Consider the following 24,659-nt stretch of genomic DNA (forward strand, 5'->3'; position numbering starts at 1 on the left):
CCGCACTTCGCCGGGTAGCCGCCGACCGGCGATCGGCACCGAATTGTCACCTGCGCGTCGGCCAGAAGTCGGATCGACGCGGTAGGCAGTCCCGGTGAAAGCTCATTCTCGTCCTCGCATCACCGCCGCCGCCGTCCTCTGTGCCGGCGTGCTGGCCGCAGGCTGCTCGTCCGCGGACTCGGCCGACTTCACCGCCACCAAGGATCAGCCGCTGGTGATCTCCCTGGACGACCTGCTCGCCAAGACGGGCGGCAGCGCCGCCGTCCGCATCGCCGATCCGGAGCACGGCACGCTGAGCCGCCGGGTGGACGGCGCGGTCGTCTACACGCCGAATGCGGGTTACACCGGATCCGACCGCCTCGAGGTGACCACCACCGACGCGGTTCGCCTGTACACCACCGACATTCCGCCGCTCGGCGAGTTCGGTGGAACGACGGTGCAGGGCAGCGGTTTCGGCTCGGCCTGGACCCCGGTGCCCGGCAGCACGGACGAGTTCTACGGCTTGACCGACCGCGGCCCGAACGTGGACGGCCCGGGCAAGAACGAAAAGCTTTCCCCGACCGCGAGTTTCGTGCCCAAGATCGGCCGGTTCAAGCTGGTCGGCACCCGCGCGGTGCTGCAATCCAGCTTCGACCTGCACACCAAGGCGGGCGTCCCGTTCAACGGACAGGTCGACGTCGCCGCGAACACCGGCGAAACCATCAAGGACCTCGCCGGAAACGTGTTGCCGCCCACCGATCACGGCCTCGATCCGGAGGGCTTGGTCGCGCTGCCCGACGGCACCTTCTGGGTGTCCGACGAATACGGCCCGTTCCTGGTGCATTTCGACGCCAAGGGCGGCGAACTCGAGCGCCTGGCCCCGGGATCCGGCCTGCCCAGGGAACTCTCGCTGCGCACCCCGAACCAGGGGATGGAGGGCCTGACCATCACCCCCGACGGCAGCACCCTGGTCGGCCTGGTGCAGAGCGCGCTGAACACCCCTGGCCTCAGCGGATCCGCGAAGGAGGTGCCGCTGACCCGTCTCGTCACCGTCGATCTGAAGACCAAGGCGCAGAAGGAATTCGTGGTCCCGCTGGAGAACCCGAAGAGCACCAAGGTCGCCGACTCGGAGATCACCGCGTTGAGCGCGACCACCTTCCTGGTCGACGAGCGCGACGGCAACCAGGCGCCCAAGGCGGACAAGAAGCTGTGGACCGTCGACATCGCCAACGCCACCGACGTCGGCCCCGACTCGAAAGTGCCCGGCGCGCACTACGATCCCGAACACGGCGGCCTGTTGATCGACGGCAAGCCACTGGAGACCCTGGTCGGCCCGGTCTCGACCACCGACGGTGTCGCCGCATTGACCAAGGTGGGCGTCACCCCCGCGGCCAAGCCGAAGCACCTCGACCTGAACGGCCTGGTCAAGGATCTCGACGCGGACGGAAAGTTCTTCGGGCACGACAAGATCGAGGGCGTGGCCACCCTGGACGGCGGTAAGACGCTCTACATCGCCAACGACAGCGACTTCGGCCTGGCCGGCAGCAAAGGCGATCAGCCGCCGTTCGGCCTGAAGCCCAAGACGCTGCCCAACGGCGTCCAGGACAGCGGCGAGATCCTCTTCGTCGACACCACCAAGCTGCCCGCGAAGACCACCGAGCACACCGTCAAGCTGACGGTGAGGTAGCTAGTCGTTCGGATCGATCCACTCCCGGCCCTCCAGGATGACCGCCGCGGCCAGCGTGATCAGCCACAGCGACATCGACCCCACCTGGATCCGCTGGGCGATGCCGAGCGCGTAGTTGCCGGGCAGGTTGTCGGCGACCAGCATCCACACGGTCGCCGCCGACCCGACCACCAGCACGACCAGCCCGGCCTCGCGCAGGATCCGCCAGCGGTGATAGCGGAAAGCGGCCAGGCTGAACGCGAAGGTGGCGACGGCGATCGAGGTGACCGCGATGGTGCTCGACAGTGCGTGCGGCTGGTGCAGTTGCGGGAAAAGCTCGCTGCCGCCGCCGCACGCATTGTCGCTCGCGGTGCAGTCCTTGAGCGGCAGCAACACATCGGCGATCGTGGCCGCGCCGAAGCAGAACAGCGCGACCCAGCCGATCGTGGTGAACCGGCGGCGCGGAAAAATCAGCAGTCCGCCGATCGCGGCGGGGATCAGCACGGCGCCGACGATCTTGTCGGCGGTGGCGAACACCGCACGATATGGCTTTCCTTCGGCGTCCAGTTCGCTGAGGAACGAGTTGACCGGGTCCACGTCGATCTTCAGCACGAACTCCAGCACCCAGGACGAGTAGCAGACCCCCGCGATCAGGATTGCCGCCGCGATCGCCAAGGACGCCACCCGCACGCGCCGTTCGGCGATCTGTTGGCTATCTGTCACGGACCCATTCTCCTACCTGCCACTGGACCGATGTTCAAACCGTAGGTCAGTGCGGCGGCCGAGTCATGGGATCACCACCGCGATGGGATCAAACACACGCCTTTGCCATTCACTCCACAGGCTCCTGTCAGGTTCGGCGGACAGGCTGTCATGGAAGCGTTCCCAAGGAGGTTCCTTATGATCGGCTACGCGACCGCTGCCGCCGGAGTCATCGTGATGTCGGTGATGGTGGCGTCGAGCTACCTCGCCGCCCACGCGCCACGCACGCTGGTCCGGGTCAAGTCCCGCTAGTCCGGCCCAGCGCGGCCTGCACCCGATCGGCCGCGGCGACGGCGTCCTCGTGTTCCCACACCCGGATCACCCGCCAGCCCGCCTCGATCAGCGCCGCGTCGGTCGCCCGGTCCCGCGCTACGTTCCCGGCCAGCTTGGCGGCCCACCACTCCGCGTTGTTGCGCGGATCGGTGGCGTGTTGCGGACAGCGATGCCAGAAGCAACCGTCGACGTAGACCGCGACCCGGAGTCGCGGAAACACCAGGTCGGCGCGCCGCCGCTGCCCGCGCAGGGGCGCTCGATCGACGAAATAGCGCAGTCCGCGCCGGTGCAGTTCCCGGCGTAAGGCCAGCTCGGGCTTGGTTCCGGTGCGTCGCTGCTTGGCCATGCGCGCACTTGTCGCCGCATCCGTGGCGGGGCGCTGCGTGGTTTTCGAAATTCGCTGTGCGCCCTCGGGCGCGTCGCCAGGCGATCCCGGCCCCGCGTCCGGTCGCCGGCTCATGCCGCCCAGCCACCCATCCGATCGAGATGGCTCTCCACATCGTCGAGGAAGCCCGGCGGAAACCGCAGGCTGCCCATGCTGGTCCGGCGCAGGAACCCGGCCGTGGCCCGGGCCGAGAGCAGCCGCGAATCGGTGAGGAAGTTGCGCAGATCCTCGTACGGCTCGTGCACCGGCCAGGTCGAGACCGGCACCCGATAGGCCGTCCCGTTGCGTCCCCAGGCGGCCACCGGCCAGGGCGTTCCCGGCGGTAACGGCTGGTCACCGGGTATCGGGTCCAGCGGTGCGGCCAGCCGGGAGCCGACCCAATCGGCCATCCGCACGCTCACCGCGTTGCCGACCAGCTTCCATCGATGCCCCTGCCGGACGCCGAGCACCTCACCCGCGGGCGCGGTCCAGCCGGCGTCGAAGCCTTGCAGGCGTTCCACATCGACCAAGCCGGGCGTGACGATCTCCCCGGACGGCAGCCGCACCGCGGGCGGACTGGCGATGCCGAGCGCGGAGCCGCCCTTCACCGTCGGCACCGCGTTCACTGCCCAGCCGAGCCCGCGCACCCCCTCGGTCCAGTAGAACCCGCACGGATCGCGATCCGGGTCGCCGACGATCCGCGGCCCCGCGTCGTCGCCGAACAGCACGCCGCGCGGGTCCTCGGTCCTGGAGGCCAGCATCAAGACCCGCTGACGGCGCTGTGGCAGGCCGAACGCGCGCGCGTCCACCACCCGATAGGCCCAGGTGTAACCGAGCTCCTCCAGGGCCGTGGTGATGTGCCGCATCGCCGCGCCGCGGCCGAGTTGCAGCATGAACGGGACGTTCTCGATCAGCAGCCAGCGCGGCCCGCGTTTGCGCCGCACCAGGCGGAACACCTCGTCGACCAGGCCGGACCGCTTGCCGGTGATGCCCGCGGTGCGCCCGGCCTGGGACAGGTCCTGGCAGGGGAAACCGGCGGCGACCAGTTCGGTGCCCGCGGGTAGCGCGCGCAGGCCGGTGATGTCGGAATGCAGTGGCACATCGGGGAACCGGGCGGCCAGCACCCCCTGTGCGCCCGCGTCGATCTCGCACAGCAACTCGGTCTGCCAGCCGTTGTGGCCGAGGCCGAGCTCGAGCCCGCCGATCCCGGCGAACAGCCCGACCATCCGCGCGCCCGTCACCGACCGTCCCTTCCTCGCGTCTTCGGTCGAGACGCCGCCGACGTCGCCTCGTGCCCGGGGAGAGGTTACTCGAGTTGCCGGGCGGCGTCCGCGAACAGCGCCAGGACGGCGTGACCGAGCGTCCGCGAAGGTGGCCTGGTACCGTCCGCGTGTCAGCAACTCGATCGGTCTGCTGCTGCTCGATAATGCTTATCGGCCGATCGCGTATGCGGCCCTGATGACAGGCTCGGCAGGCTGATCTGCCTGCGCTCCAGCGCTATACGCGCGGATGCCGCCCCACGTGCTAGGCGGCGCGTCCGCATGCGAAATGCAACTGCTCCACAAGGTTTTGAGCTCGACAGATTTCTTAGTCGTCACGCTAGGGAAGTGAGCGAACATGCAGATACCTTCGAAAAGCCGGGGCTTTCCCAACGTCGTCGTGACCAGCCTGGCCGCGACGACCTCGATCGCGGGCGACGTCGACTCGACCTGGAAAGGCCTGCTCAACGGCGAGAGCGGCATCGATGTCCTGGAGGACAGCTTCATCGAGCAGTTCGAGCTGCCGGTCCGCATCGGCGGTCATCTGAAGGTCCCGCCGGCCGACAGCCTGACCCGGACCGAAGCGCGCACCCTGTCCTACGTGGAGCAGATGGCCACCGTGCTGAGCCGGGAGGTGTGGCGCAACGCGGGCAGCCCGGAGGTGGACAAGACCCGGCTCGGCGTCGCCATCGGCACCGGACTCGGCGGCGGCGAGTACATCGTCGACGCCCGTGACCGCATCAAAAACGGTGGCTACCGCAAGATTTCGCCGCTGACCGTGCAGCGGATCATGCCCAACGGCTCGGCCGCGTGCGTCGGCATCGAGCTGGGCGCGGGGGCGGGCGTGGTGACGCCGGTGTCGGCCTGCTCGTCCGGCTCGGAGGCGATCGCCAACGCCTGGCAGATGATCGTGATGGGCGACGCCGACATGGTGGTCACCGGCGGCGTCGAGGGCTCCATCCAGGCGGTGCCGATCGCGGCGTTCACCATGATGCGCGCGATGAGCACCCGCAACCACGATCCGAAGAGCGCCTCGCGCCCGTTCGACACCGACCGCGACGGCTTCGTGTTCGGCGAGGCGGGCGCGATGATGATCATCGAGACCGAGGAGCACGCGAAGGCGCGCGGCGCGACCATCCACGCGCGAATCATGGGGGCCGGCATCACGTCCGACGCCTTCCACCTGGTCGCGCCCGATCTGGAGGGCAAGGGCGCGGCGCGCGCGATGACCAGGGCGATCGAGAAGGCCGGACTGACCAAGCGGGACGTCACCCACGTGAACGCGCACGCCACGGCCACGCCGATCGGGGATACCGCCGAGGCGCAAGCCATTTCGGCCGCGGTGGGCAATCACGCGTCGGTCTACGCGCCGAAATCCGCACTGGGACACTCGATCGGCGCGGTCGGCGCGCTCGAGTCCGTGATCACCGTGCTGTCCATCCGTGACGGCATCGTCCCGCCCACCCTGAATTTGGACAATCAGGACCCGCAAATCGAACTCGACGTGGTCAAAGGACAGAGCAGGCCCGGTCGAATCGATTACGCCGTGAACAACTCGTTCGGTTTCGGCGGACACAACGTAGCGATCGCCTTCGGGCGGTACTGAGCGTCGGAAGGCTGCGCACCTGCTAGCCTTCCCGACGCTTCGTTATCGACCTGTGTTCGGTGTAACTGCACGGCCTGTGTGCGTGCTTTGGCAAAAGGATAAGGCGATGATCGACGAGACCTTCGACGACTATTTGGACGACCAGGGCAATATCAAAATCCGCGGTGACAAGACCCTGATCGACTTCGTCGACAAGCACAGCGCGGAGAACGGCGACGACCTCGCCTACCGCTATATCGACTATTCGCGGGAACGCGACGGTGAGTACCACGAGCTGACCTGGCGGCAGTTCGGTGTCCGGCTACGAGCCGTCGCGGCTCGGCTGCAACAGGTGACCCAGCCCGGGGACCGGGTGGCGATTCTGGCGCCGCAGGGGCTCGACTACGTCGTCTCCATTTTCGCCGCCGTCTACGCGGGCAATATCGCGGTCCCGCTGTTCGACCCGGAGGAGCAGGGGCACACCGACCGGCTCACCGCGGTGCTCAGCGACTGCACGCCGGCGGCGATCCTCACGGTCGGCTCCGCGGCGGGCGGCGTGCGGAACTTCTTCCGGCACCTGCCCGCGGCGCAGCGGCCGCGGATCATTGCGGTGGAGGCGATTCCGGACAGCGTCGGCGCGACCTGGGTACGGCCGGATATCAATATCGATAGCGTGGCCTACCTGCAATACACCTCCGGTTCCACCAGAACGCCCGCGGGCGTGGAGATCACCCACCGGGCGGTCGGCACCAATCTGTTGCAGATGATCGATGCCATTGGCGTGAAAGAGAATTCGCGCGGCGTCACCTGGCTGCCGCTGTTCCACGACATGGGACTGCTGTGCGTGATTCTGCCGACCGTCGGCGGCGGATTCATCACCATTATGTCGCCGAGCGCGTTCGTCCGCCGCCCCTACCGCTGGATCAAGGAACTGGCCGCGGCCTCCGACGGCGCCGGAACTTTCGCCGCGGCACCGAATTTCGCCTTCGAGCACGCGGCGGCGCGGGGTAAGCCGAAGCCGGGTGAAGAACTCGACCTGTCGAATGTGATCGGGTTGATCAACGGCAGCGAGCCGGTGTCGGTGTCGTCGATGAACAAGTTCAACGAGGCGTTCGCGCCGTACGGGCTGCCGAAGACCACGATCAAACCCTGTTACGGCATGGCCGAGGCGACGCTGTTCGTGTCGGCGACCAAGGCCGAGGACGAGGCCAGGGTGGTGTATGTCGATCGCGCCCAACTGAATTCGGGCCGCATGGTCGAGGTCGAGCAGGGCGCCGACAATTCGATCGCCCAGGTGTCCTGTGGATACGTGGCGTTGTCGCAGTGGGCCACCATCGTCGATCCGGACACCGGCGTCGAGCGCGCCGACGGCGAGGTCGGCGAGATCTGGCTGCACGGCGAGAACATGGGCATCGGCTACTGGGGCAAGCCCGAGGAAACCGCGGCCACCTTCCGGGCCAAGCTGGCCGTACGTCAGCCGGAGGGCAGTCACGCGGAGGGCACACCCGAGGACGCGCATTGGATGCGCACCGGCGATTACGGCGCCTACCTCGACGGGGAGCTCTACATCACCGGCCGGGTGAAGGACCTGGTGATCGTCGACGGCCGCAATCACTACCCGCAGGACCTGGAGTTCTCTGCGCAGGAATCCAGCACCGCGCTGCGGCCCGGTTTCGTCGCGGCGTTCTCGGTGCCCGCCAACGAACTGCCGGCGCTGGTGTTCGAGAAAGGCAGCCACTCCGGCCTGAAGTTCGACGCCGACGACAACTCCGAGCAGCTGGTCATCGTCGCCGAGCGCAACACCGGCGCGGGCAAACTCGAAACCGAGCCGGTCGCGGACACGGTTCGCGCCGCCGTCTCGCAGCGCCACGGTGTCACCGTTCGCGATGTGCTGCTGGTGCCGGCGGGTTCGATTCCGCGCACCTCCAGCGGCAAGATCGCGCGCCGGGCCTGCCGGGCCGCGTATCTGGACGGCACGCTGCGCGGCGGTTACCAGCAGCAGGCCTTCCCGGACGCCCGCTGAACGGGAGAGCGCGGGGGTCCGCTAGAGCCGGACCTCGTCCGAATATTCGAATTCACTGACCTCGGCGCCCAGGATCTGGGCGCCGAGGTCGTTCGATGTCCCGTTTCCACGGAACGTGTGCACGGCCTCGCGTGTCGCCGTGGAGTCTATTCAGCGCGACACCCCTTGACCTGAAGATTGCTCGAGGTTGTTTGCTTGCTTCATGACGGACGGCGCGACCTGCGGGCAAGCGGTGATATCCAGCACGAACGCGGTCGCGGGGGAATCGCCGGGCCCGGAAAATCGGTTGGCTGATCGGGGCGATGCTGCCACCCTGAAATGTCGGACCTCGGTGCGAACATCACCGAGTGGGCCGGTTCTCGCCACCACCATCCACAGACCTCTAGGGGGCACTATGTCAGTCGGACTGGACGTCGCAACCGTCGATCCGGAGGCCGACAGACCTGAGCGGCCCGCCGCGTCCGCGCCGGGCCGCCTGCACTCGCTGCGCCGTTTCTGGCCGTACGTGCGCCCGTACCGGCGCGCGCTCCTCGCCGCGACCGCGCTCGCGGTCCTCTCGTCGCTGACCGCGGTCGTCATCCCGTTGATCATCGCCAAGATCATCGACGGACCCATCGCGCGCCGCGATTTCGCGGGCGTGTTCGCGCCGGTCGCGCTGGTGCTCGCGCTCGGCCTGCTGGAAGCCTTCGGCGTCTGGGGCCGCCGGTGGCTGGTGTCCAAGCCGGCCACGATGGTCGAGATCACCATGCGCGCCAAGATCTTCCGCAAGTTGCAGTCGCTGGCGATCGGGCGCCACGACGCCTGGGAGTCGGGTCAGCTGCTCTCGCGCGCGGTGGACGACATGGCCACCCTGCGCCGCTTCGTCGCGTTCGCCGGGCCGTTCCTGATCATCCACTTCGTGCTGATTCCGGTCGGCCTGCTGGTGCTGCTGTTCTTGAACTGGCAGATCGGGCTGATCTTCGTGATCATCGCGATCCCGTTGACCTACATCTGCGTTCGCTTCGAGCGCGAGTACTCCATCGCGTCGCGCCGGTCCCAGGACCAGTCCGGCGACCTGGCCACCACCGCCGAGGAATCGGCGCAGGGCGTGCGCGTGCTGAAGGCGTTCGGTCGCGGGGTGTTCTTCGGCGGCCGGTTCCTCGCGCAGTCGCGCGAGTTGCAGAAGACCGAGATGTACAAGGTGCGCCTGGACGCGCGGCTGTGGTCGGCCATGACCGGCCTGCCACAGCTGGCCATCGCGTTCGCGCTCGGCTACGGCGGCTACGCCGTGGTGCAGGGCACGATGACGCTCGGCACCCTGGTCGCGGCGATCACGCTGGCGAACTTCCTGCAGTGGCCGATCATCTGGACCGGCTTCCTGCTCGCCGAGCTGAACGACGCGCGCACCGCGGGCGACCGGTACTGGGAGATCATCGACACCCCCGTCGACATCGCCGATCCGGCCGATCCGGTGGAGCTGCCGGAGACGATGGTCGGCGAATTGCGTTTGACGGGAGTGAAGTTCGCCTTCCCGGATGCGAAAGAAGAGGTGCTGCACGATGTCTCGCTCAAGATCCGCCCCGGTGAGACGGTCGCGCTGGTCGGCGCGACCGGCAGCGGAAAGACCGCGCTGCTCAACCTGATTCCGCGGCTGTACGACCTGTCCGGCGGCGTGATCACCATCGACGGCATCGACATCGCGACCATGCGGCTGGCCGATCTGCGCTCGCTGGTGTCGGTCGCGTTCGAGGAGCCGGTGCTGTTCTCGGCGAGCGTGCGGGAGAACGTCGCGCTCGGCGACCCGTCCGCCACCGACGCCGACGTGCGGCGGGCGCTGGACGTCGCGCAGGCCACCGAGTTCGTGGACACACTGCCGTGGGGACTGGACACCAGGATCGGCGAGCAGGGACTCAGCCTGTCCGGCGGCCAGCGCCAGCGGCTCGCGTTGGCCCGTGCCGTGCTGAGCGGGGCGGGCGAGGACCGGGGGACGGTCGAAGGCGGGGTGGGCGAACGCCGTCGCAGCCGGATCATGGTGCTCGACGACCCGCTGTCCGCGCTCGACGTGGAAACCGAAGAGCGGGTGCAGGAACGGCTGCGCACCGTGCTGGCCGGCGCGACGACATTGCTCGTCGCGCACCGCCCCTCGACGGCCGCGCTGGCCGATCGGGTCGCGGTGCTGGCCGATGGCCGGATCGTCGCCGAGGGCACCCACGATCAATTGCTGCGCAGCAGCAGCCGATATCGAGAACTGATGGGAGGTGAGGAGCAGTGAGCACGGACACGGCTGTGTCGAAGGACGTTGTCCAAGAGGAGGCTTCGGCCGTCCAGCGCGACGAGGCCGCCGATTGGCGCGGCATCGCCAGCGAGGACAAGGAGGTCACCCAGGCCGGAAACCTGGTGCTGGCCGGGCGATCCCGGCGACTGCTGCTCGACCTGGTCCGCCCGTACCGCAAGCTGGCTGCGCTCGCGCTGGTGCTCATCGTGGTGGACAACGCCGCGATGGTGTCCGCGCCGCTATTCATCGCGCACGGGCTCGACAACGGCATCGGCGAAGGGCGCAAAGGGAATTGGACCCCGCTGATCTGGGCGGTCGGCGGGTACTTCACCGCGGTGCTGATCGGCGGGCTGACCACGTTCCTGTTCCTGCGGGTGTCCGGCAGGCTCAGCCAGAGCGTGCTGTTCGACCTGCGGGTGCGCTCGTTCACGCACATGCAGCGGCTCAGCGTCGCCTTCCACGAGAAGTACACCTCGGGCAAGGTCGTCGCGCGGCTGACCGGCGACATCGAGACCCTCCAGGAGCTGCTGGAGGGCGCGCTGAATCAGGCGCTGAGCGCGATCCTCTCGGTGCTGACCATCGCCGTGCTGCTGATCTACCTGGATCTGACGCTGGCCGCGATCGTGCTGGTCGGCTTCGTGCCGCTGGTGTTCGTCACCCGGTGGGCGCAGCGCAGGCAGCGGGCGAGCTACCGGCACACCCGCGGCGCCATCGCGAAGGTGGTCGTGCAGTTCGTCGAGTCGATGGGCGGCATGCGCGCGGTGCAGACGTTCCGCCGCGAGCAGCGCAACGAGTCGGTGCTCGCCTACGAGGACGGCGACTACCAGCAGGCCACCACCAAGGCCATGCGCGGCATGGGCGACTACGCCGGACTGAGCAGGCTGCTCGGCAACCTGACCACGGTAATCATCATCGTGGTCGGCGCGTGGCAGGTGATCGAGGGCCACATCGCGGTCGGCGTGCTCGCGGCATATCTGTTGTACCTCAACGAGTTCTACGGTCCGCTCGACGAACTCGCGCAGGTGTTCAACTCGTATCAGTCCGCGGCCGCGGCGCTGGAGAAGATCTCCGGCGTGCTCGAGGAGGAGCCCTCGGTGGCCGAGCCGGCCGACCCGACTCCGGTGGCGAAGGCGCGCGGCGCGGTGCTGCTGGATCGGGTGTCGTTCGGCTACGGCGGCGAGCGCCAGGTGCTGCCGGAGTTCTCGCTGGATATTCCGGCGGGACAGGTGGTCGCGCTGGTCGGCGCCACCGGTGCGGGCAAGTCGACGCTGGCCAAGCTGTTGACTCGGTTCTACGACCCGTCCGCGGGCACGGTCACCCTGGACGGGGTCGATCTGCGTCGCATCTCCGATGCCGACCTGCGCCGCAATGTCGTGATGGTCACCCAGGAGTCCTACCTGTTCTCCGGCTCGGTGGCCGACAACATCCGGCTCGGCCGGCCGGACGCCTCCGACGCGGAGGTGTTCGCGGCGGCCCGCGCGGTCGGGCTGTACGACTTCGTGCAGGCGCTGCCCGAGGGCTTCGAGACCGACGTGCGCAAGCGTGGCGGGCGGCTGTCCGCCGGGCAGCGGCAGCTGGTCGCGTTCGCCCGGGTGTTCCTGGCCGATCCCGCGGTGATCGTGCTGGACGAAGCCACGTCCAGCCTGGACATCCCGGGTGAGCGGCTGGTGCAGCAGGCGCTGGAGACGGTGTTGCGCGATCGGACCGCGGTGATCATCGCCCACCGGTTGTCCACCGTGGCCATCGCCGACCGGGTGCTGGTGCTGGAATCCGGGCGGATCGTGGAGGACGGCTCCCCGGCCGAACTCATCGCGGGCACCGGCCGGTTCGCCAGTTTGCACGCGGCGTGGCGGGAATCGCTCGTGTGATGCGGGCTGGTGTGGTGCTGTCTATGGCCCGGTGTCGCTTACGGTAGATACGTGACGATCCCAGCCCCCGAGAGCCAAGCCTCTGGCCCCGATACGCCACCGGCCTCCCGTTGGCCGGCGATTCTCACCTGGCGCGCGCACAACGCGTCCCGGATGGAGTCGGTCCGCGTGACGCTGAACGGCAATCGCATCCGCGCCGCCGGTCGCATGATCGGCGGCGCGTGCGACGACCATCCGGCGTTCAGCGCGTCCTACGATCTGGTCACCGACGAGAGCGGCGCGACCAAGCGTCTCTCCTTGCGCACCACGACCGCGGCCGGCGAGCGGCACGCGTCGATCGCCAGGGACGAGGAGAACTACTGGCTGGTCGACGCGGGCGGCAGCCACGTGCGCTCGACCTTCGCCGGCGCGCTCGACGTCGACGTGGTGCTCAGCCCGTTCTTCAACACGCTGCCGATCCGCCGGTTCGACCTGCAGCATGCGGTGCACGACGTCCAGGTGCCGGTCGTCTACGTGCGCCTGCCCGACCTGCTGGTCCAGGAGGCCAGCCTGACCTACAGCGCGGCCGCCGACGGCATCAGCGTGCTGTCCCCGGTCTCCAGCGCGACGGTCACCGTCGACGCCGACGGCTTCTTGCTCGACTACCCGGGTCTCGCCGAGCGCATCTGACAATTCCCGCGCGTCAGTTCAACCGGGTGATAACCCCGCCGCGCTGTCCGGCGTCGCGTAAGTCCGCCAGCCAATTGTGGTCGCCGGGGTGGATATCGGTGATTTCCCATCGTTGCGCGGTTTCGTAGCGTTCTCGCGCGTCGTGACCGGCCTCGACGAGATCGGCCAGAGAATTGTCCGCGCGCAGGCTGTCGCGGGCGGCGCCGAGCACCGTGAGCGTTTCCTCCAGCACCGCCAGCAGGGCCGCGGAATTCGGTTCACAAATGGCGCGCACGAGATCGGGGGCGGTGGCCGCGACCCGGGTTCCGTCCCGGAACGAACCCGCCGCCAGCCCCAGCGCGAGCGCGCCGCCTGCCGCTCCGGACGAGGCCAGCGCCTCGGCCAGCACGTGCGGCAGATGGGAGATCCGGGCGACCGCGCGGTCGTGCTCGTCCGCGACCACCGGAACGACCACCGAGCCGCAGTCCAGCGCCAGCCGCGCCACCCTGGTCCACGCCCCGGCATGGGTGCCCTCGTCCACGCCGACCGCCCACACCGCGTCGCGGAACAAGCCGGAATCGGTGGCGGCCCATCCGGATTCGGCGGTTCCGGTCATCGGGTGCCCGCCCACATAGCGGGCCGAAAGACCCTCCTTGCGCACCGCCTCCGCGACCGGAGCCTTCACACTGACCACATCGGTCAGCACGCAGCGCGGCGCGTAGGTGGCGATGGCGGAGAGCATGTGCCCGACCGCGGGCATCGGCACCGCGATGACGATCAGCGCGTCCGCGGCGGCGGCCCGGGTCAGCGCCGCGGACAGGTCGTCGAGCACATCGAAGCCGTCACTCCGGGCGGCCTCCGCGCCTGCCGCCGATCGGTTGAACCCCCACGCGTCATACCCGGCGCCGACGGCGGCACGCAGCAGGGAACCGCCGATCAAGCCGGTTCCGAGGACACACACGGACGCTTTCTCAGCAGAAGTCACCCGAACAGATTCGCATACGACTTCAACATTTCGGCTCGGGCAGACTACCGTTGCGCCCATGGCAGCACAGCGCTCGGGCACGAATAGGGCGGCGTCGGATGATTACGACGACGTAGAAGGGTTCGCAGTGGCGGTTGTCCGCGAAGAAGGCAAATGGCGGTGCAGCCCGCTGAGCCACGACGCGCTTACGGATTTGTCCGCAGCGGAAAACGAACTGAAGGCCTTGCGCAGCTCGGGTGCCGTTTTCGGCCTGCTCGACATCGACGACGAGTTCTTCATCGTGGTCCGGCCCGCGCCCAGCGGCACCCGGATGCTGGTTTCGGACGCGACCGCCGCCATCGACTACGACATCGCCGCGGACGTCCTGGACGCCCTGAACGTGGAAATCCCGGACATCGACCCGGACGAGCTCGACGACATCGAGCCGTGGGAAGAGGGCGACCTCGGCGTGCTCGCCGATCTGGGCCTGCCCGAGCCGGTGCTGAGCGTCATCCTCGCCGACACCGACCTCTACCCGGACGAGCAGCTCGGCATGATCGCCCAACGCCTCGGCTTCGCCGACGAACTCTCGGCGGTGCTGGACAAGCTGCCCCGCTGACGTGGCGCTGCCTTCGGACATCGACATGGTGCGTGCCGCGATCGCCGCGGCCGCCGAAGCCGACCCCCGCGACGTTCCCGTCGGCGCAGTCGTATTCGACTCCGCCGGAAGGGAACTCGCGCGCGCGGCGAACGCCCGCGAAGCCCTCGGCGACCCCACCGCGCACGCCGAGGTCCTGGCCCTGCGCCGGGCCGCCGAGGTGCACGGCGACGGCTGGCGCCTCGAAGGCGCGACCCTCGCCGTCACCCTGGAACCCTGCACCATGTGCGCCGGCGCCCTCGTCCTCGCCCGCGTCTCCCGCCTCGTCTTCGGCGCCTGGGAACCCAAGACCGGCGCCGTCGGCTCCCTCTGGGACGTAGTCCGCGACCGCCGCCTCAACCACCGCCCCCAGGTCCGCGGCGGCATCCTCGAACCCGACTGCGCCGCCCTCCTCGACACCTTCTTCCGCCCCCAGCGCTGACCCGCCCGTGCCCCCCGTCACACCACTCCCCACCCTGCCCAGGCGATTTAACGATCAGCCCCCAGTCCGGTATGGTTGTCGGCGGTGGCGTGTCCGAGCGGCCTAAGGAGCACGCCTCGAAAGCGTGTGACGGGTAACCCCCGTCCGAGGGTTCAAATCCCTCCGCCACCGCCAAAGCCCCTCACCTGTTCCGGCAGGTGAGGGGCTTTTTTCTTCTGACAGAACCTGCGATTCTCCGCCGTGCCCCATCCTCGGGGCCTACTCGGGTGCCTGGGGAGCCAGTAGTGACCGGGTGCGCTCTAAAGCGGCTTGGGCTTCGTGGGTCAAGTCCTGCAGTCCGGATCTCGCGGTGGCCCGGATCGTTCTCTGAATCTGGTGCGGGAGTCGGTGGTGCTCAGCGGACTCGATGGCGTCGGCAAACGCGTTGGCCGCGTCGGCGGGCTGGTTGACCGCTGCGAATACTTCGCCCACAGTGACGCGTTCGATGATCCGCCACTGTGGAGCTGAGGGCGAGCCGACAGAGACGCTGACAAGTCGACCGGCCTCCGCCACTCGGCCGGTACCGAGCAATCCGCGGAGCTCGATCTCTCGAAGCGTAAACGGCTGAAATAGCAGGCCACTGCCCGTGTTGTGGTCCAGAAGTCGCCGATATTCGGCGAGGGCAACGTCGAACTTCACTGCGTCGCCGAGCTCGCCTGTAGCGCGGCATAAGAACGCCAGCGTGCCACCGATTTCGGCTGGCTGGGAGGACAGCTCTAGCGACTGCTCCAGCCGTGCGACACCTGCGCCGACATGCCCAGCCTTGCGCAGTTCGTTGCCATGCATCCGAAGCGTGTGGGCGTAGAACGTTTGGTCATCGAGCCGGGAGGCAACGGTGACGGCATGCCCCGTCCATCGCGCCGCCGATGACAAACGTTCTTCCGGAAGGACCGTCCCGAGGGACACCCCGAGGGCCACACGCGCTTGTGTCAACAGGATGAGGCTGTCCCGTTCTAAGCGTCCTTCGGCCGCTCGCGCCTCCAATCGCGCTACCAACGGCCACAATTCGTTGACTGCCTCGACCGCGTGACCGGCTTGGCGGGCGATTTCGGCGAGGCGGACAGTGGAGTCGCCGAACTTGAGCATGGCTCTGTATTCGGCATCGTCGGTGCCGGTAACTCCGAGGATGTGGGCGGGCAGTCCGAGCCGGGCGGCAATGTGCCGGCGCGAGGCGACATCTGTAATCGCTCGCTTGCCGGTCTCGATCATGGAGACGTACGAGTTGTCATAGCCGAGCACGTGCGCCATCGCTGTTTGGCTGAGCCGATTGATTCGGCGGTAGGTGCGCAGGATCGTCGGCAGATCGCGGGTCGCGATTGCCGTCGTCGCCTCCGGGGTCGCCCACAACCAGATGACGGAGGCGATCGGAGCGGCAACATGCACAGGTACCTGTTCGGTGCTGTTGCTGGCAGCGCAGGTGGGGCATACGGGTTCGCTCGCGTAGCGGCTGATGATTACGCCGCACGCCTGACACCTGCTGCCCATGGCTTGTCCTTAGACGGTCTCCGCCGCCCGAAGTTGCGCGAACCACGTCATGACCGACCGCTTGTAGCCGTCCGGCATCTTCAAGCCCGCAATTTGATCTTCGCTGAACAGTCCAACCTCTTTGTGTTCATGCGACAGAATGGGGTCGGCGTCGGTGTCCGGATAGCAGCCGTAGGTCACGATGAATACGTGTCGTTCGGCCTGGTTGATGTAGTAGATCCAGGAATCCAGAATCGGTCCGGTGGTGACCGCCCACTGGGTCTCCTCGGTGATCTCCCGGGCTACGCACTCCTCGGGAGTCTCGGTGGGTTCGATTCTGCCGCCGGGCAATTCCCACTCGTCGCGCTCGTTCTTCAGCAGGAGCACCTGTCCGTCACGGATTACCACGCCCTTCACTGAGATCGAGTACATGTGCGGCACGTATTCGGTGGCAGTCATATCCGCGACGCTAGCACCGCTGACCACGCAATTTGGCTGGTTGTCGGTTGACAGTCTGTCAGTGGACGAGCGCATAACGCGGCGCGCACGGTTGGGGTCATGTTCGTGGACTTACAGCAGGAATGGGCAGCGGGAGTAGCCGCGCAGCTGGCCGAGTGTGGGCTGGCAATGATCGAAGGAATCCGCACCCGAGCGCAATTGCTCACCTTCGCGGCCTCGCTCGGTCATGTTGTCCCGCATAGGGATAGCGGTCCGGATGGTGTGACGACGTTGATGCATCGTGGCGGAGCCGCGGGGCGCGCAGGATTCGAAGGATTCGGCAAAGGCGCGTTGCCTCCACACACGGACCGGTCCGGGATCCCGGAGCCGCCGGCACTGCTGTTGGTGGTGTGCGGGCGGAAGGGTAACTCGGGCGGCGAGTGCATCGCGATCGACGGGTCTGCCGTCTACCTCGAGATGATGCTGATGAATCCCAATGCCGCACAGGCGTTGTCGCAGCCTAGAACCGTGTTCTTCGGTGGCGCCGCCGGATACTTCGGCTCGATATTCGAGCACACTGCGGACGGCCGCATTCGAGTCCGCTACCGCCGCGACGAGCTTGCCAAGTTCTCACCTGGGTTGGCCAGGTGGCTCCCCGCTCTGGACGACGCGATCGGGCGCCACACGACGAAGTTCGTCCTGGAGCCGGGGCAGGGTTACGTGCTGCACAATCACCGTTGGCTGCACGGCCGGGCCGCCTTCACTGGGGAGCGCGTCATTTACCGGCTCAGTATGAACCCGTATCCGGGGTTCGCCATCCCGTCCGGGTTCCTCGCTCCGAGCATCCTCGGGGTGCAGTCGTGAACGTCGACTACGCGACGATACGTGTCGGGATTCGTTTCGAGAACGGCTCGGATGATCCGAATCACTATGCCTACTACGACCATTGCGGATTCGATCCCGGACCGCTATCGAATGACCAGGCGCACAGACTGTTTCAGATTCACCTGCATAACGAGTCGGTGCGATGCAGGCAGCGGGAAGCGGCGGTGTCCGCCTTGGAGGCCGCCGGGCTCCTCCATCGTGCAACACCGTGCGGGCCGTCGTCATGAACAAGGTCTTCCGGCGAATCCTGCCAGGCCGGGCGAAGCTCGACGCGGACCACCTCGCGGCGATGCAGTCGATCCCGCGGTCGGCGAGCCGGGCAGATCCAGAGACCTGGAGCCGGGTCGCGGCCGAACTCCGGGCGCAGATCTCGGATGGGCCGCCGCGCCTGCAATCCGAAATAGACAGGGTGATCGCCAAGTACCGGGAGACACATCCCGAGCGGATGAGGGGAGGTGAGAACGCCGTGCACGGACCTATGCAGCTAGGGCCGAATGATGGCGACGATGCGACCGAACAGAGCTCACTACGGTCCGGCTGAATACGTCAGAGACGCCCAGCCCAGTTGCCCAGACGGGGGCGTTCGTGCTGCTTCGCTGGCAACTGGGCACTAACCCGTTTTGATGCAGGAGCTGCCGGTGTCGAGGCCGGTGCCGGCGACATCGACGGTGGTGAATTTTGTCGAGGTGTATTTGCCGGGGTCGCTTTGGATGGCGGTGATGTTTTGGGGGCGGGGCGGGTGGGGGTCCAGGTGGTGGTGACGGTGTTGTTGGCGGGGTGGTGGATGGGGGTGCCGGGGAGGCGTTCGCCGTTGCCGGGGATGACGCCGCCGGAGAGCCAGAAGAAGACGGAGGCGGGGTCGTCGGAGAGGTCGGTGACCGTGGCGGTGATGGTGTAGCGGCAGCCGGTGACGATGCCCTCGGAACCCGCGGTGACGCTGACGCCGGTCATCTCGGCGCTGGCCGGCGGACCGGTCAAGGCGGCGGTGACGGATACGGCCGCTAGGGCCGTCGCGCTCGCTGCGGCTCGAGAACGGGACCTGCTCATCGTGCTGACCTCCCTGATTGGAATTTCACGATTGCCTCACCGTTGATGCTGACCCAGTCCAGCAGACTGTGCAATCGATCCGCTACTTCCATACCCATCGGGGTCAGTGCGTATGTCACTTGCGGAGGAATGGTCGGTTCCACGGTGCGGTCGGTGAGGCCGTAATCGGTGAAGGTGCGCAGATTCTGCGACAGCATCTTCTCGCTGATGCCGCCGATGTGATCGCGCAGGACGTGGAAGCGCATCGGCCCGTCGCGCAGGGCGGTCAAAATCAGCACACCCCACCGGCTGGTGAGCTTGTCCAGGACGACGCGGCCGGGGCAGTCGCTGTCGAATATTGACTGCCGTGTGGCACCGGTCGAGCCGCCGGCCAGGGAACCTACCTTCATGACCAGAGCTTACTTTCAGGTATGGCCTTACAAAAGGTTAGCCGCCTTCGTATGGTGAGCTCATGGCACAGACGACGAAGGTTCTGGTGATCGGGGCGACCGGTCACGTTGGCGGACAAGTTGTTTCGCAGCTCGCGGACACCGGGGTGGAAATTCGAGCGTTGGCGCGCACGCCCGCGGCGGCGGCGCTCCCGGCGGGCGTCGAGGTCGTTCCCGGCGATCTGACCGCGCCGGAGACGTTGGCTCCCGCGCTGGACGGGGTGGACGCGGTCTATCTGACCTGGCCGAATCTGCCCGGCGAGGCGGCGAAGTCGGTGATCGAGGTGATCGCCGAGCGCGCGCGGCGCATCGTCCTGCTCTCTTCCGCCGCGGTCCGCGACGACGTGGCCGAGCAGGACAACCCGATCGGCCGGGTGCACGCGCTCATCGAACAACCGATCCTGGATTCCGGGCTCGAGTGGACTTTCCTGCGCCCCTACGGTTTTGCGACCAACACGCTGGAATGGGCACCGCAGATCCGCGCCGGCAACGTGGTCCGCGGCGCGTACGGCGCCGCGGCGAGCACCTTGCTGCACGAGGCGGACATCGCCGCGGTCGCTGTGCTCGCGCTGACCACCGACGAACACATCGGGGCACGCTACATACTCAGCGGACCGACCTCGCTGAGCCGGGCCGAGCAGGTCGCCACCATCGGCGCGGCCCTCGGTCGTCCGCTCACCTGGGAAGAGATCTCCCCGGCGCGGGCAAGAGCGCAGATGGATTGGCTACCAGCGGAATTCGTCGATTTCGTGCTCGACGGATTGGCCGAGCTGGTCGAGTCCCCAGGCCTGCCGACCTCGACGATTCAGGACGTCACCGGCGCACCCGCCCGCAGTTTCGCACAGTGGGCCGCCGATCACGCCGCCGACTTCTCCTGACCTCTATCGCGGTGTAGGTCAGGTGCCGCGGGAAAGAATCCGGATCGGCAGCGGTACCTGATAACCGGCCGCCTTGATGAATTTGGCCCCGCCCCGGGCTTCCTCGGGCGCCAGCGCTTGCGCACCGAACGCGTTCAGCATCCGATTGATGACCCCGAACGTGACGCCCACCCACACCGCCTCGTCGAAGGCCTCGGTGGAGACCCCCGCCTCCCGGACCGTGTCCGTGTCTGCCGGGGTGAGTCCGTCCGGGTCGCGGGCCAGCTTCCGGAGGAATCCGAGCATGGCCCGCGCCTCGGGGCGCAGCGGAGAGTCCGCGCCGTCCTGTAGGGCCAGGTCCACGACCTGGATGTCCACGTAGGCGCCGGCGATCGCGTGATGCGCCGAGGTGCAGAACGGGCACTCGTTCGCCTGCGACGTCCCGGTCGCGAAGATCTCGCGTTCGGCCACCGTCCAGAACGAGGGCCCGCGCATGGCCTGCTGGATGAGATCCGACAGTGGCGTCCCGAAGAAATGATTCCGATAGAACGTCACCTTCAACACCGCGGGCAGGTCTATCTTGCTGAACCGCCGCATCATGCCGAACATCCACCGAGTCGGTCGATCGTGTCCGGATTCCACTGCCTCGAGCCACATTTCAACGCCCTCCCCACGCGCGGCGCGCGGCCCGCAGTCGCCGATCGGCGGCGCCGTAGGCCGCGACGGCCGCCGCCTCGAAGATCTCGTCGTCGCTGTGCCCGGCCGCCGTCAGCCCGGTGACGGTCGCTTCGGTGACGCGGTACGAACGCTCCGCGACCAGGTCGACGAACGCGGCTAGCTCAGGAGGAATGCCCTCGCCGACCGTCGAATCGGCTGTCCGCCTGCGGATCTCCCGACGAACCTCGACCGGTAGCCGGCCGCGCCCCGACTCGAGCTGCGCACCGAACCGCTGCCACTTCTCCGCCATCGACCGCGCCATCGCAATATTGTCCCCCCGATTGCCTTGCCGCCCGGGCTTATTCGTCTTTCGGATGCTCCGCCCGCAGCACAACGGTGTGTCGGTCGAGGTCGACACCGAATGGGGGCGCGCCGTCGGCTTCCTCGTCGCGCAGCATCGAGACCGACTCGCGGTGATCGAGTTCCATCCGCTTGGTGGAGTAGAACAGCGCCGTGAATTCGTCGGTGAAGGTGCCGGAGATCGGGGTCCGGCGGCGCTTGCGCCGCCTGCCCAGCGTCAGCTCGTAGAGCGCGACCAGCATCAGCAGGATGATCCACCCAGGGATCCACCATTGCAGTACTGATGCCATGTCTGTCGAACGATCCGGCCGTGGGCAGTGTTCCCGGTCACACGGGTAGCGGTGGAATGCGCCGCCCGCCTGCGGTTTCGAGCCGGCGAGCAATAGTTTCGGCGGAACGGATATTTCGGGCGATCGGGGGTATACGCCGGATAGCTAGATGCGGGAAGGACGTGGTGGCCCATGCGCCGTCGTGCAGTCCGCTCGAGACCGATGAGCGAGAGAAACATGAGAATCGGAAGCATTATTGTCCTGGTCTGGTTGCTGATCGGCGTCGTCGCCGCAGCTCAGCGGGACTACTTCGACAGCGGGCCGGTGAACTGTGCCGGTTTCGGCACCATCGCCGTCACCGTGATCGCGGGACCGCTCAACTACATGGGCGTGAACCCCAAGGTCGACGATTGCAATGTGCCGCAACCAAGTCCGTAATCCACGCCACCGGTGAGTGCGTACTGCGCACCGGCCCAACCTGTTCGGCGACCTCGCGCCCGGTAACGGCGCGAGGTTCGTCGTCGTACGGCGCGCAGGTGATCTCGTCGCGCTCGGCGCGTCGCGCCCGGCATCCCATAATTGATGTTGCTCAGCGGACGCCGACGAACGAGGCACCATGCGACTTGGCAGTGTGATTGTCGTGCTCTGGCTGGTGATCGGGGTGATCGCCGCAGGCCAGCGCCATTACTTCGACAGTGGCCCGGTCAATTGCGCCGGTTTCGGCAGTACCGCGCTCACCGTGCTCGCCGGTCCGCTCAACTATGTCGGGGTGAATCCGAAGGTTGCCGACTGCAACGTTCCGCAGCCGAGCCAATGACGGATAATCGCTGATCAGGCGGGTAATCTCCGGTGGGGGAGCACGGAAGGGAGCGATGACATGCGCGACCGGGAGATCCGCGACCGCAGCTTCAGCGGACGAGCAGTGCGCCACACCGGAACTCGGATGTTCAGCACGCTGCTGCTCATCTGGTGCGCCATCGGCCTGATCGCCGCGGGTCAGCGCCACTATTTCGACAGCAGCCCGACGAACTGCGCGGGCTGGGGCACGATCGCCGTCACGGCACTCGCCGGCCCGCTCAACTACATGGGTGTGAACCCGAAGGTCGACGACTGCACATTGCCGCAGCCGAGCCAATAAAAACGCCCCCACCCGGTCACCGAGTGGGGGCGAGTCGTACCGGTCAGCCGACGTCGGCGGGCAACTTCGCTTCGCCCGGCGTCGGCTGCCCGCGCAAAGCGAACAGCTTGGCGCCCTCCACGTCGATGTCCGGCACGATCTTGTCCAGCCACTTCGGCATCCACCAGGCCCACTTGCCCATCAACGCGAGCAGCGACGGGATGAGCACCATCCGGACGATGAACGCGTCGAACAGCACGCCGGCCGCCAGCGCGAAACCCATCATCTTCGCGGTCACGTCGGTCTCCAGCAGGAACGAGCCGAACACCGAGATCATGATGACCGCCGCCGACGTGACCACCCGGGCTCCGTGGTGATAACCGCTGATCATCGCCTCCTTCGGCGGTTTGCCGTGCACGTACTCCTCGCGCATCCGGGTCACCAGGAACACCTGGTAATCCATCGCGAGGCCGAAGACCAAGCCCACCAGCATGATCGGCAGGAAGCTCACGATCGCCCGCGGATCCTGGATGAGCCCGAGCTTGCCCTCCTGGAAGATCAGCACCGTCGCGCCGAAGGTGGCCGCCATCGACAGCAGGAACCCGAGCGCGGCGGTGAGCGGCACCAGGATGGAGCGGAACACCAGGATCAGCAGGATGAACGCGGCGCCGGCCACGATCGCCATGTACGGCACGATCTTGCCGAGCAGCACGTGGTCGATGTCGGCATAGATGGCGGTGGTGCCGGTGATGCCGTATTTCATCCCGTACTGCGATTCGAGCCGCCCCTCGGCGGCGCGCGCGTCGCGGACCAGATCCTTGGTGGACTGGTCGTTCGGGCCGGACTTCGGCACGCCGTTGATCAGCGCGCCCAGCCCGTCCTGGCTCATCCGCGCCTCGGTCACGTAATCCATGTCCGGTGAGCTCGCGAGCTCGTCGTGCAGCGCGGCCAGCGCCGCGGCGCGTTTGTCCGCCGGGACGTTCGCCAGATCCACCGCGACCTGGAGCACACCGTTGCTGCCCTCGCCGAATCCGGCCGTGCGCAGCTCATAGGCCTTCCGGACGGTGGAGGTCTTGGGCATGCTGTCCTCACCGGGCAGCCCCAGATTCATCTTGGTCGCCGGCAGCGCGAGCAACCCGAGCACGACAATGCTGAGCACCAGCGCGACCGCGGGCGCCTTACCGATCAGCCGGCCGAAGCGCATGCCGTTGGTGACCGAGTTGTCGTCCTCTGGATCGTGCTGAGCGATGAGCGGCAGTTTCGGCTTGAACAGCGCCCCGCCGAACGCGCCGAGCAGGGCCGGCATCAGCGTGATCGCGGTGAGCACCGCGAATCCGGCGGCGATCGCGCCACCGAGACCCATGAAGGTCAGGAATCGAACCCCGACGATGCTGAGCCCGACCAGCGCGATGATGACGGTCAGCCCGGCGAACACCACCGCGGACCCGGCCGTGCCCAGTGCGGTACCGGCCGCTTCGTCCGGTGAATCCTGTACCGCCAGTTCATGTTTGTAGCGGGAGACGATGAACAGCGCGTAGTCGATGGACAACGCGATCCCGATCATCGACGCGAGGAACGTGGTGAAGCTCGGTATGGAAAGGAACGACGTCCCGAGGAAGATCAACGAGGTCGCCGCACTGAGCCCGACCACCGCCGTGATGATCGGCACGAACGCCGCCACGATCGCGCCGAACGCCACGATCATCACGATCAGCGCGACGGCCATGCCGATCATCTCGGATTTGCCGCTCGGCGCCTGCTGCTCCATCGCGATGGTGCCGCTCATTTCGACTGTCAAACCCGCCCTGCGGGCCTGATCGGCCACGTCGTAGGCGGCCTTGCGAGTGTCCGCGGTGACGTCGGTGAAGTTCTTGATGCCGAACGGCACGCTGAAGAACGCCACCGTGTCCCGATCGGTCTTGTTGAGCACGTTCAACGGCGCACCGCTGCACTTCGAGGGATCCGGCTCGGCGACCAGACAGCCCGTCTCCTCGGTGGCGGTGATCGGATTCGAGATCGGCTTGCTGTGGTCGACGATGCCGAGCTGATTCAGCTTGTCGATCAGCGCGTCGATCGCCTGCCGGTTGACCGGGTCGGTCAGTTTCTGGCCCGCGGGCGCGCCGATCACGTAGGTACCGGTGACGGCGTCGAATTTGAACCCTTCGGACATGCCGGGGAAGTGCTGGTCGAGAATCTGCGTGGCCCGCTCCGACGGCAGGTTGGGCATGCTGAAGTCGTCGCTCATCGGCTCTTTCAGCTGGGCGCCCAGGCCGGCCAGGACCAGGAAACCGACGATCCAGATGGGTAGCACTATCCACTTGTGGCGGAAGGCGAACCTTCCCCACCGGTATAGGTACACGGACACAGGGTTCTC

Annotated in this window: 27 protein-coding genes and 1 tRNA gene; 16 read left to right on the plus strand and 12 right to left on the minus strand. The window is 67.3% G+C overall.

Going from position 1 to position 24,659, the window contains the following annotated elements; genetic code table 11:
• The first annotated feature begins 94 nt into the window (after window positions 1-94).
• Window positions 95-1,666 (plus strand): esterase-like activity of phytase family protein, encoded by a 1,572-nt coding sequence (locus ACFYO1_RS43095; RefSeq protein WP_387245320.1) that lies wholly within the window; start codon window positions 95-97, stop codon window positions 1,664-1,666.
• Here the strand turns inward: ACFYO1_RS43095 and ACFYO1_RS43100 are convergent, their stop codons facing one another.
• The 3 genes from ACFYO1_RS43100 to ACFYO1_RS43110 all read right to left on the minus strand — a co-directional run bounded on the left by ACFYO1_RS43100 (window position 1,667) and on the right by ACFYO1_RS43110 (window position 4,270).
• Window positions 1,667-2,368 (minus strand): DUF998 domain-containing protein, encoded by a 702-nt coding sequence (locus ACFYO1_RS43100; RefSeq protein WP_387245323.1) that lies wholly within the window; start codon window positions 2,366-2,368, stop codon window positions 1,667-1,669. It abuts the gene before it with no gap.
• Window positions 2,369-2,645: 277 nt separating this feature from the next.
• The gene (locus ACFYO1_RS43105; protein ID WP_387245653.1) at window positions 2,646-3,077 is read right to left on the minus strand and encodes a very short patch repair endonuclease; all 432 of its coding nucleotides are present in this window, start codon (window positions 3,075-3,077) and stop codon (window positions 2,646-2,648) included.
• Window positions 3,078-3,136: 59 nt separating this feature from the next.
• Entirely contained in the window at window positions 3,137-4,270 is a 1,134-nt protein-coding gene (locus ACFYO1_RS43110) for a DNA cytosine methyltransferase (RefSeq protein WP_387245656.1), read from the minus strand.
• A 391-nt stretch (window positions 4,271-4,661) separates the two neighbouring features.
• On the opposite strand from ACFYO1_RS43110, the gene ACFYO1_RS43115 reads away from it, so the two are divergent.
• The 5 genes from ACFYO1_RS43115 (at window position 4,662) to ACFYO1_RS43135 (ending at window position 12,702) form a co-directional block, all read left to right on the plus strand.
• Window positions 4,662-5,909 carry a KasA/KasB family beta-ketoacyl-ACP synthase gene (locus tag ACFYO1_RS43115; RefSeq protein ID WP_387245326.1) on the plus strand — a complete coding sequence of 416 codons (1,248 nt, stop codon included), beginning with the start codon at window positions 4,662-4,664 and terminating at the stop codon, window positions 5,907-5,909.
• A 109-nt stretch (window positions 5,910-6,018) separates the two neighbouring features.
• Window positions 6,019-7,911 carry a long-chain-fatty-acid--AMP ligase FadD32 gene (fadD32, locus tag ACFYO1_RS43120; protein ID WP_387245659.1) on the plus strand — a complete coding sequence of 631 codons (1,893 nt, stop codon included), beginning with the start codon at window positions 6,019-6,021 and terminating at the stop codon, window positions 7,909-7,911.
• A gap of 394 nt (window positions 7,912-8,305) precedes the next feature.
• The gene (locus ACFYO1_RS43125) at window positions 8,306-10,162 is read left to right on the plus strand and encodes an ABC transporter ATP-binding protein (RefSeq protein WP_387245329.1); all 1,857 of its coding nucleotides are present in this window, start codon (window positions 8,306-8,308) and stop codon (window positions 10,160-10,162) included.
• Window positions 10,159-12,033: an ABC transporter ATP-binding protein gene (locus ACFYO1_RS43130; protein WP_387245332.1), complete on the plus strand. Its 1,875-nt coding sequence runs from the start codon at window positions 10,159-10,161 to the stop codon at window positions 12,031-12,033. The genes ACFYO1_RS43125 and ACFYO1_RS43130 overlap by 4 nt, the downstream gene beginning before the upstream one ends.
• A 51-nt stretch (window positions 12,034-12,084) precedes the next feature.
• The gene (locus tag ACFYO1_RS43135) at window positions 12,085-12,702 is read left to right on the plus strand and encodes a putative glycolipid-binding domain-containing protein (protein WP_387245335.1); all 618 of its coding nucleotides are present in this window, start codon (window positions 12,085-12,087) and stop codon (window positions 12,700-12,702) included.
• Window positions 12,703-12,715: 13 nt separating this feature from the next.
• Here the strand turns inward: ACFYO1_RS43135 and ACFYO1_RS43140 are convergent, their stop codons facing one another.
• Window positions 12,716-13,666: a prephenate dehydrogenase gene (locus tag ACFYO1_RS43140; RefSeq protein WP_387245338.1), complete on the minus strand. Its 951-nt coding sequence runs from the start codon at window positions 13,664-13,666 to the stop codon at window positions 12,716-12,718.
• A 58-nt stretch (window positions 13,667-13,724) separates the two neighbouring features.
• Here ACFYO1_RS43140 and ACFYO1_RS43145 point away from each other — a divergent pair, with 58 nt between their 5' ends.
• From ACFYO1_RS43145 to ACFYO1_RS43155, 3 genes are all read left to right on the plus strand, one after another.
• Window positions 13,725-14,264: a tRNA adenosine deaminase-associated protein gene (locus ACFYO1_RS43145; protein ID WP_150400650.1), complete on the plus strand. Its 540-nt coding sequence runs from the start codon at window positions 13,725-13,727 to the stop codon at window positions 14,262-14,264.
• Between the two features lie 7 nt (window positions 14,265-14,271).
• Window positions 14,272-14,724 carry a nucleoside deaminase gene (locus ACFYO1_RS43150; RefSeq protein WP_387245662.1) on the plus strand — a complete coding sequence of 151 codons (453 nt, stop codon included), beginning with the start codon at window positions 14,272-14,274 and terminating at the stop codon, window positions 14,722-14,724.
• Window positions 14,725-14,807: 83 nt separating this feature from the next.
• Window positions 14,808-14,898 (plus strand) — tRNA-Ser (locus ACFYO1_RS43155).
• Window positions 14,899-14,982: 84 nt separating this feature from the next.
• On the opposite strand, the gene ACFYO1_RS43160 is transcribed toward ACFYO1_RS43155, so the two are convergent.
• Window positions 14,983-16,248: a helix-turn-helix domain-containing protein gene (locus ACFYO1_RS43160; RefSeq protein WP_387245341.1), complete on the minus strand. Its 1,266-nt coding sequence runs from the start codon at window positions 16,246-16,248 to the stop codon at window positions 14,983-14,985.
• Window positions 16,249-16,257: 9 nt separating this feature from the next.
• A complete protein-coding gene (locus ACFYO1_RS43165; RefSeq protein ID WP_387245344.1) occupies window positions 16,258-16,686 on the minus strand; it encodes an NUDIX domain-containing protein in 429 nt (142 codons plus the stop codon).
• A gap of 99 nt (window positions 16,687-16,785) precedes the next feature.
• Here ACFYO1_RS43165 and ACFYO1_RS43170 point away from each other — a divergent pair, with 99 nt between their 5' ends.
• The 3 genes from ACFYO1_RS43170 to ACFYO1_RS43180 are packed head-to-tail and all read left to right on the plus strand — an operon-like array spanning window position 16,786 to window position 18,091.
• Window positions 16,786-17,529, plus strand: a complete 744-nt coding sequence (locus tag ACFYO1_RS43170; protein ID WP_387245347.1) for a TauD/TfdA family dioxygenase — start codon at window positions 16,786-16,788, stop codon at window positions 17,527-17,529.
• Entirely contained in the window at window positions 17,526-17,777 is a 252-nt protein-coding gene (locus ACFYO1_RS43175; protein WP_387245350.1) for a hypothetical protein, read from the plus strand. The genes ACFYO1_RS43170 and ACFYO1_RS43175 overlap by 4 nt, the downstream gene beginning before the upstream one ends.
• A complete protein-coding gene (locus tag ACFYO1_RS43180; protein WP_387245353.1) occupies window positions 17,759-18,091 on the plus strand; it encodes a hypothetical protein in 333 nt (110 codons plus the stop codon). Before ACFYO1_RS43175 ends, ACFYO1_RS43180 begins: the two co-directional genes overlap by 19 nt.
• Before the next feature lie 5 nt (window positions 18,092-18,096).
• Here ACFYO1_RS43180 and ACFYO1_RS43185 read toward each other — a convergent pair whose 3' ends face one another.
• Together ACFYO1_RS43185 and ACFYO1_RS43190 are read right to left on the minus strand one after the other, a co-directional pair.
• Window positions 18,097-18,597 (minus strand): hypothetical protein, encoded by a 501-nt coding sequence (locus ACFYO1_RS43185; protein WP_387245356.1) that lies wholly within the window; start codon window positions 18,595-18,597, stop codon window positions 18,097-18,099.
• Window positions 18,594-18,986, minus strand: coding sequence for a winged helix-turn-helix transcriptional regulator (locus ACFYO1_RS43190; protein ID WP_387245359.1), 393 nt, complete (start codon window positions 18,984-18,986; stop codon window positions 18,594-18,596). The genes ACFYO1_RS43185 and ACFYO1_RS43190 overlap by 4 nt, the downstream gene beginning before the upstream one ends.
• Before the next feature lie 62 nt (window positions 18,987-19,048).
• On the opposite strand from ACFYO1_RS43190, the gene ACFYO1_RS43195 reads away from it, so the two are divergent.
• Window positions 19,049-19,903 (plus strand): NAD(P)H-binding protein, encoded by an 855-nt coding sequence (locus tag ACFYO1_RS43195; RefSeq protein WP_387245362.1) that lies wholly within the window; start codon window positions 19,049-19,051, stop codon window positions 19,901-19,903.
• A gap of 18 nt (window positions 19,904-19,921) precedes the next feature.
• Here ACFYO1_RS43195 and ACFYO1_RS43200 read toward each other — a convergent pair whose 3' ends face one another.
• From ACFYO1_RS43200 to ACFYO1_RS43210, 3 genes are read right to left on the minus strand one after another with little or no spacing between them, the layout of a single operon-like run.
• On the minus strand, window positions 19,922-20,491 hold the full coding sequence (locus ACFYO1_RS43200; RefSeq protein ID WP_387245365.1) for a carboxymuconolactone decarboxylase family protein: 570 nt from the start codon (window positions 20,489-20,491) through the stop codon (window positions 19,922-19,924).
• A 49-nt stretch (window positions 20,492-20,540) separates the two neighbouring features.
• Window positions 20,541-20,861 (minus strand): hypothetical protein, encoded by a 321-nt coding sequence (locus tag ACFYO1_RS43205; protein ID WP_387245368.1) that lies wholly within the window; start codon window positions 20,859-20,861, stop codon window positions 20,541-20,543.
• Window positions 20,862-20,898: 37 nt separating this feature from the next.
• Window positions 20,899-21,189 carry a DUF6191 domain-containing protein gene (locus tag ACFYO1_RS43210; RefSeq protein ID WP_387245371.1) on the minus strand — a complete coding sequence of 97 codons (291 nt, stop codon included), beginning with the start codon at window positions 21,187-21,189 and terminating at the stop codon, window positions 20,899-20,901.
• A 216-nt stretch (window positions 21,190-21,405) separates the two neighbouring features.
• Here ACFYO1_RS43210 and ACFYO1_RS43215 point away from each other — a divergent pair, with 216 nt between their 5' ends.
• The 3 genes from ACFYO1_RS43215 (at window position 21,406) to ACFYO1_RS43225 (ending at window position 22,306) form a co-directional block, all read left to right on the plus strand.
• A complete protein-coding gene (locus ACFYO1_RS43215) occupies window positions 21,406-21,606 on the plus strand; it encodes a hypothetical protein (protein WP_167460303.1) in 201 nt (66 codons plus the stop codon).
• A gap of 178 nt (window positions 21,607-21,784) precedes the next feature.
• Window positions 21,785-21,985: a hypothetical protein gene (locus ACFYO1_RS43220; protein WP_150400663.1), complete on the plus strand. Its 201-nt coding sequence runs from the start codon at window positions 21,785-21,787 to the stop codon at window positions 21,983-21,985.
• A gap of 126 nt (window positions 21,986-22,111) precedes the next feature.
• Window positions 22,112-22,306 carry a hypothetical protein gene (locus ACFYO1_RS43225; protein WP_387245665.1) on the plus strand — a complete coding sequence of 65 codons (195 nt, stop codon included), beginning with the start codon at window positions 22,112-22,114 and terminating at the stop codon, window positions 22,304-22,306.
• Between the two features lie 43 nt (window positions 22,307-22,349).
• On the opposite strand, the gene ACFYO1_RS43230 is transcribed toward ACFYO1_RS43225, so the two are convergent.
• Window positions 22,350-24,650 (minus strand): MMPL family transporter, encoded by a 2,301-nt coding sequence (locus ACFYO1_RS43230; protein WP_387245376.1) that lies wholly within the window; start codon window positions 24,648-24,650, stop codon window positions 22,350-22,352.
• Between the last annotated feature and the right edge of the window lie 9 nt (window positions 24,651-24,659).

This window comes from Nocardia sp. NPDC006044 (assembly GCF_042871115.1).
Classification (GTDB): Bacteria; Actinomycetota; Actinomycetes; order Mycobacteriales; family Mycobacteriaceae; genus Nocardia.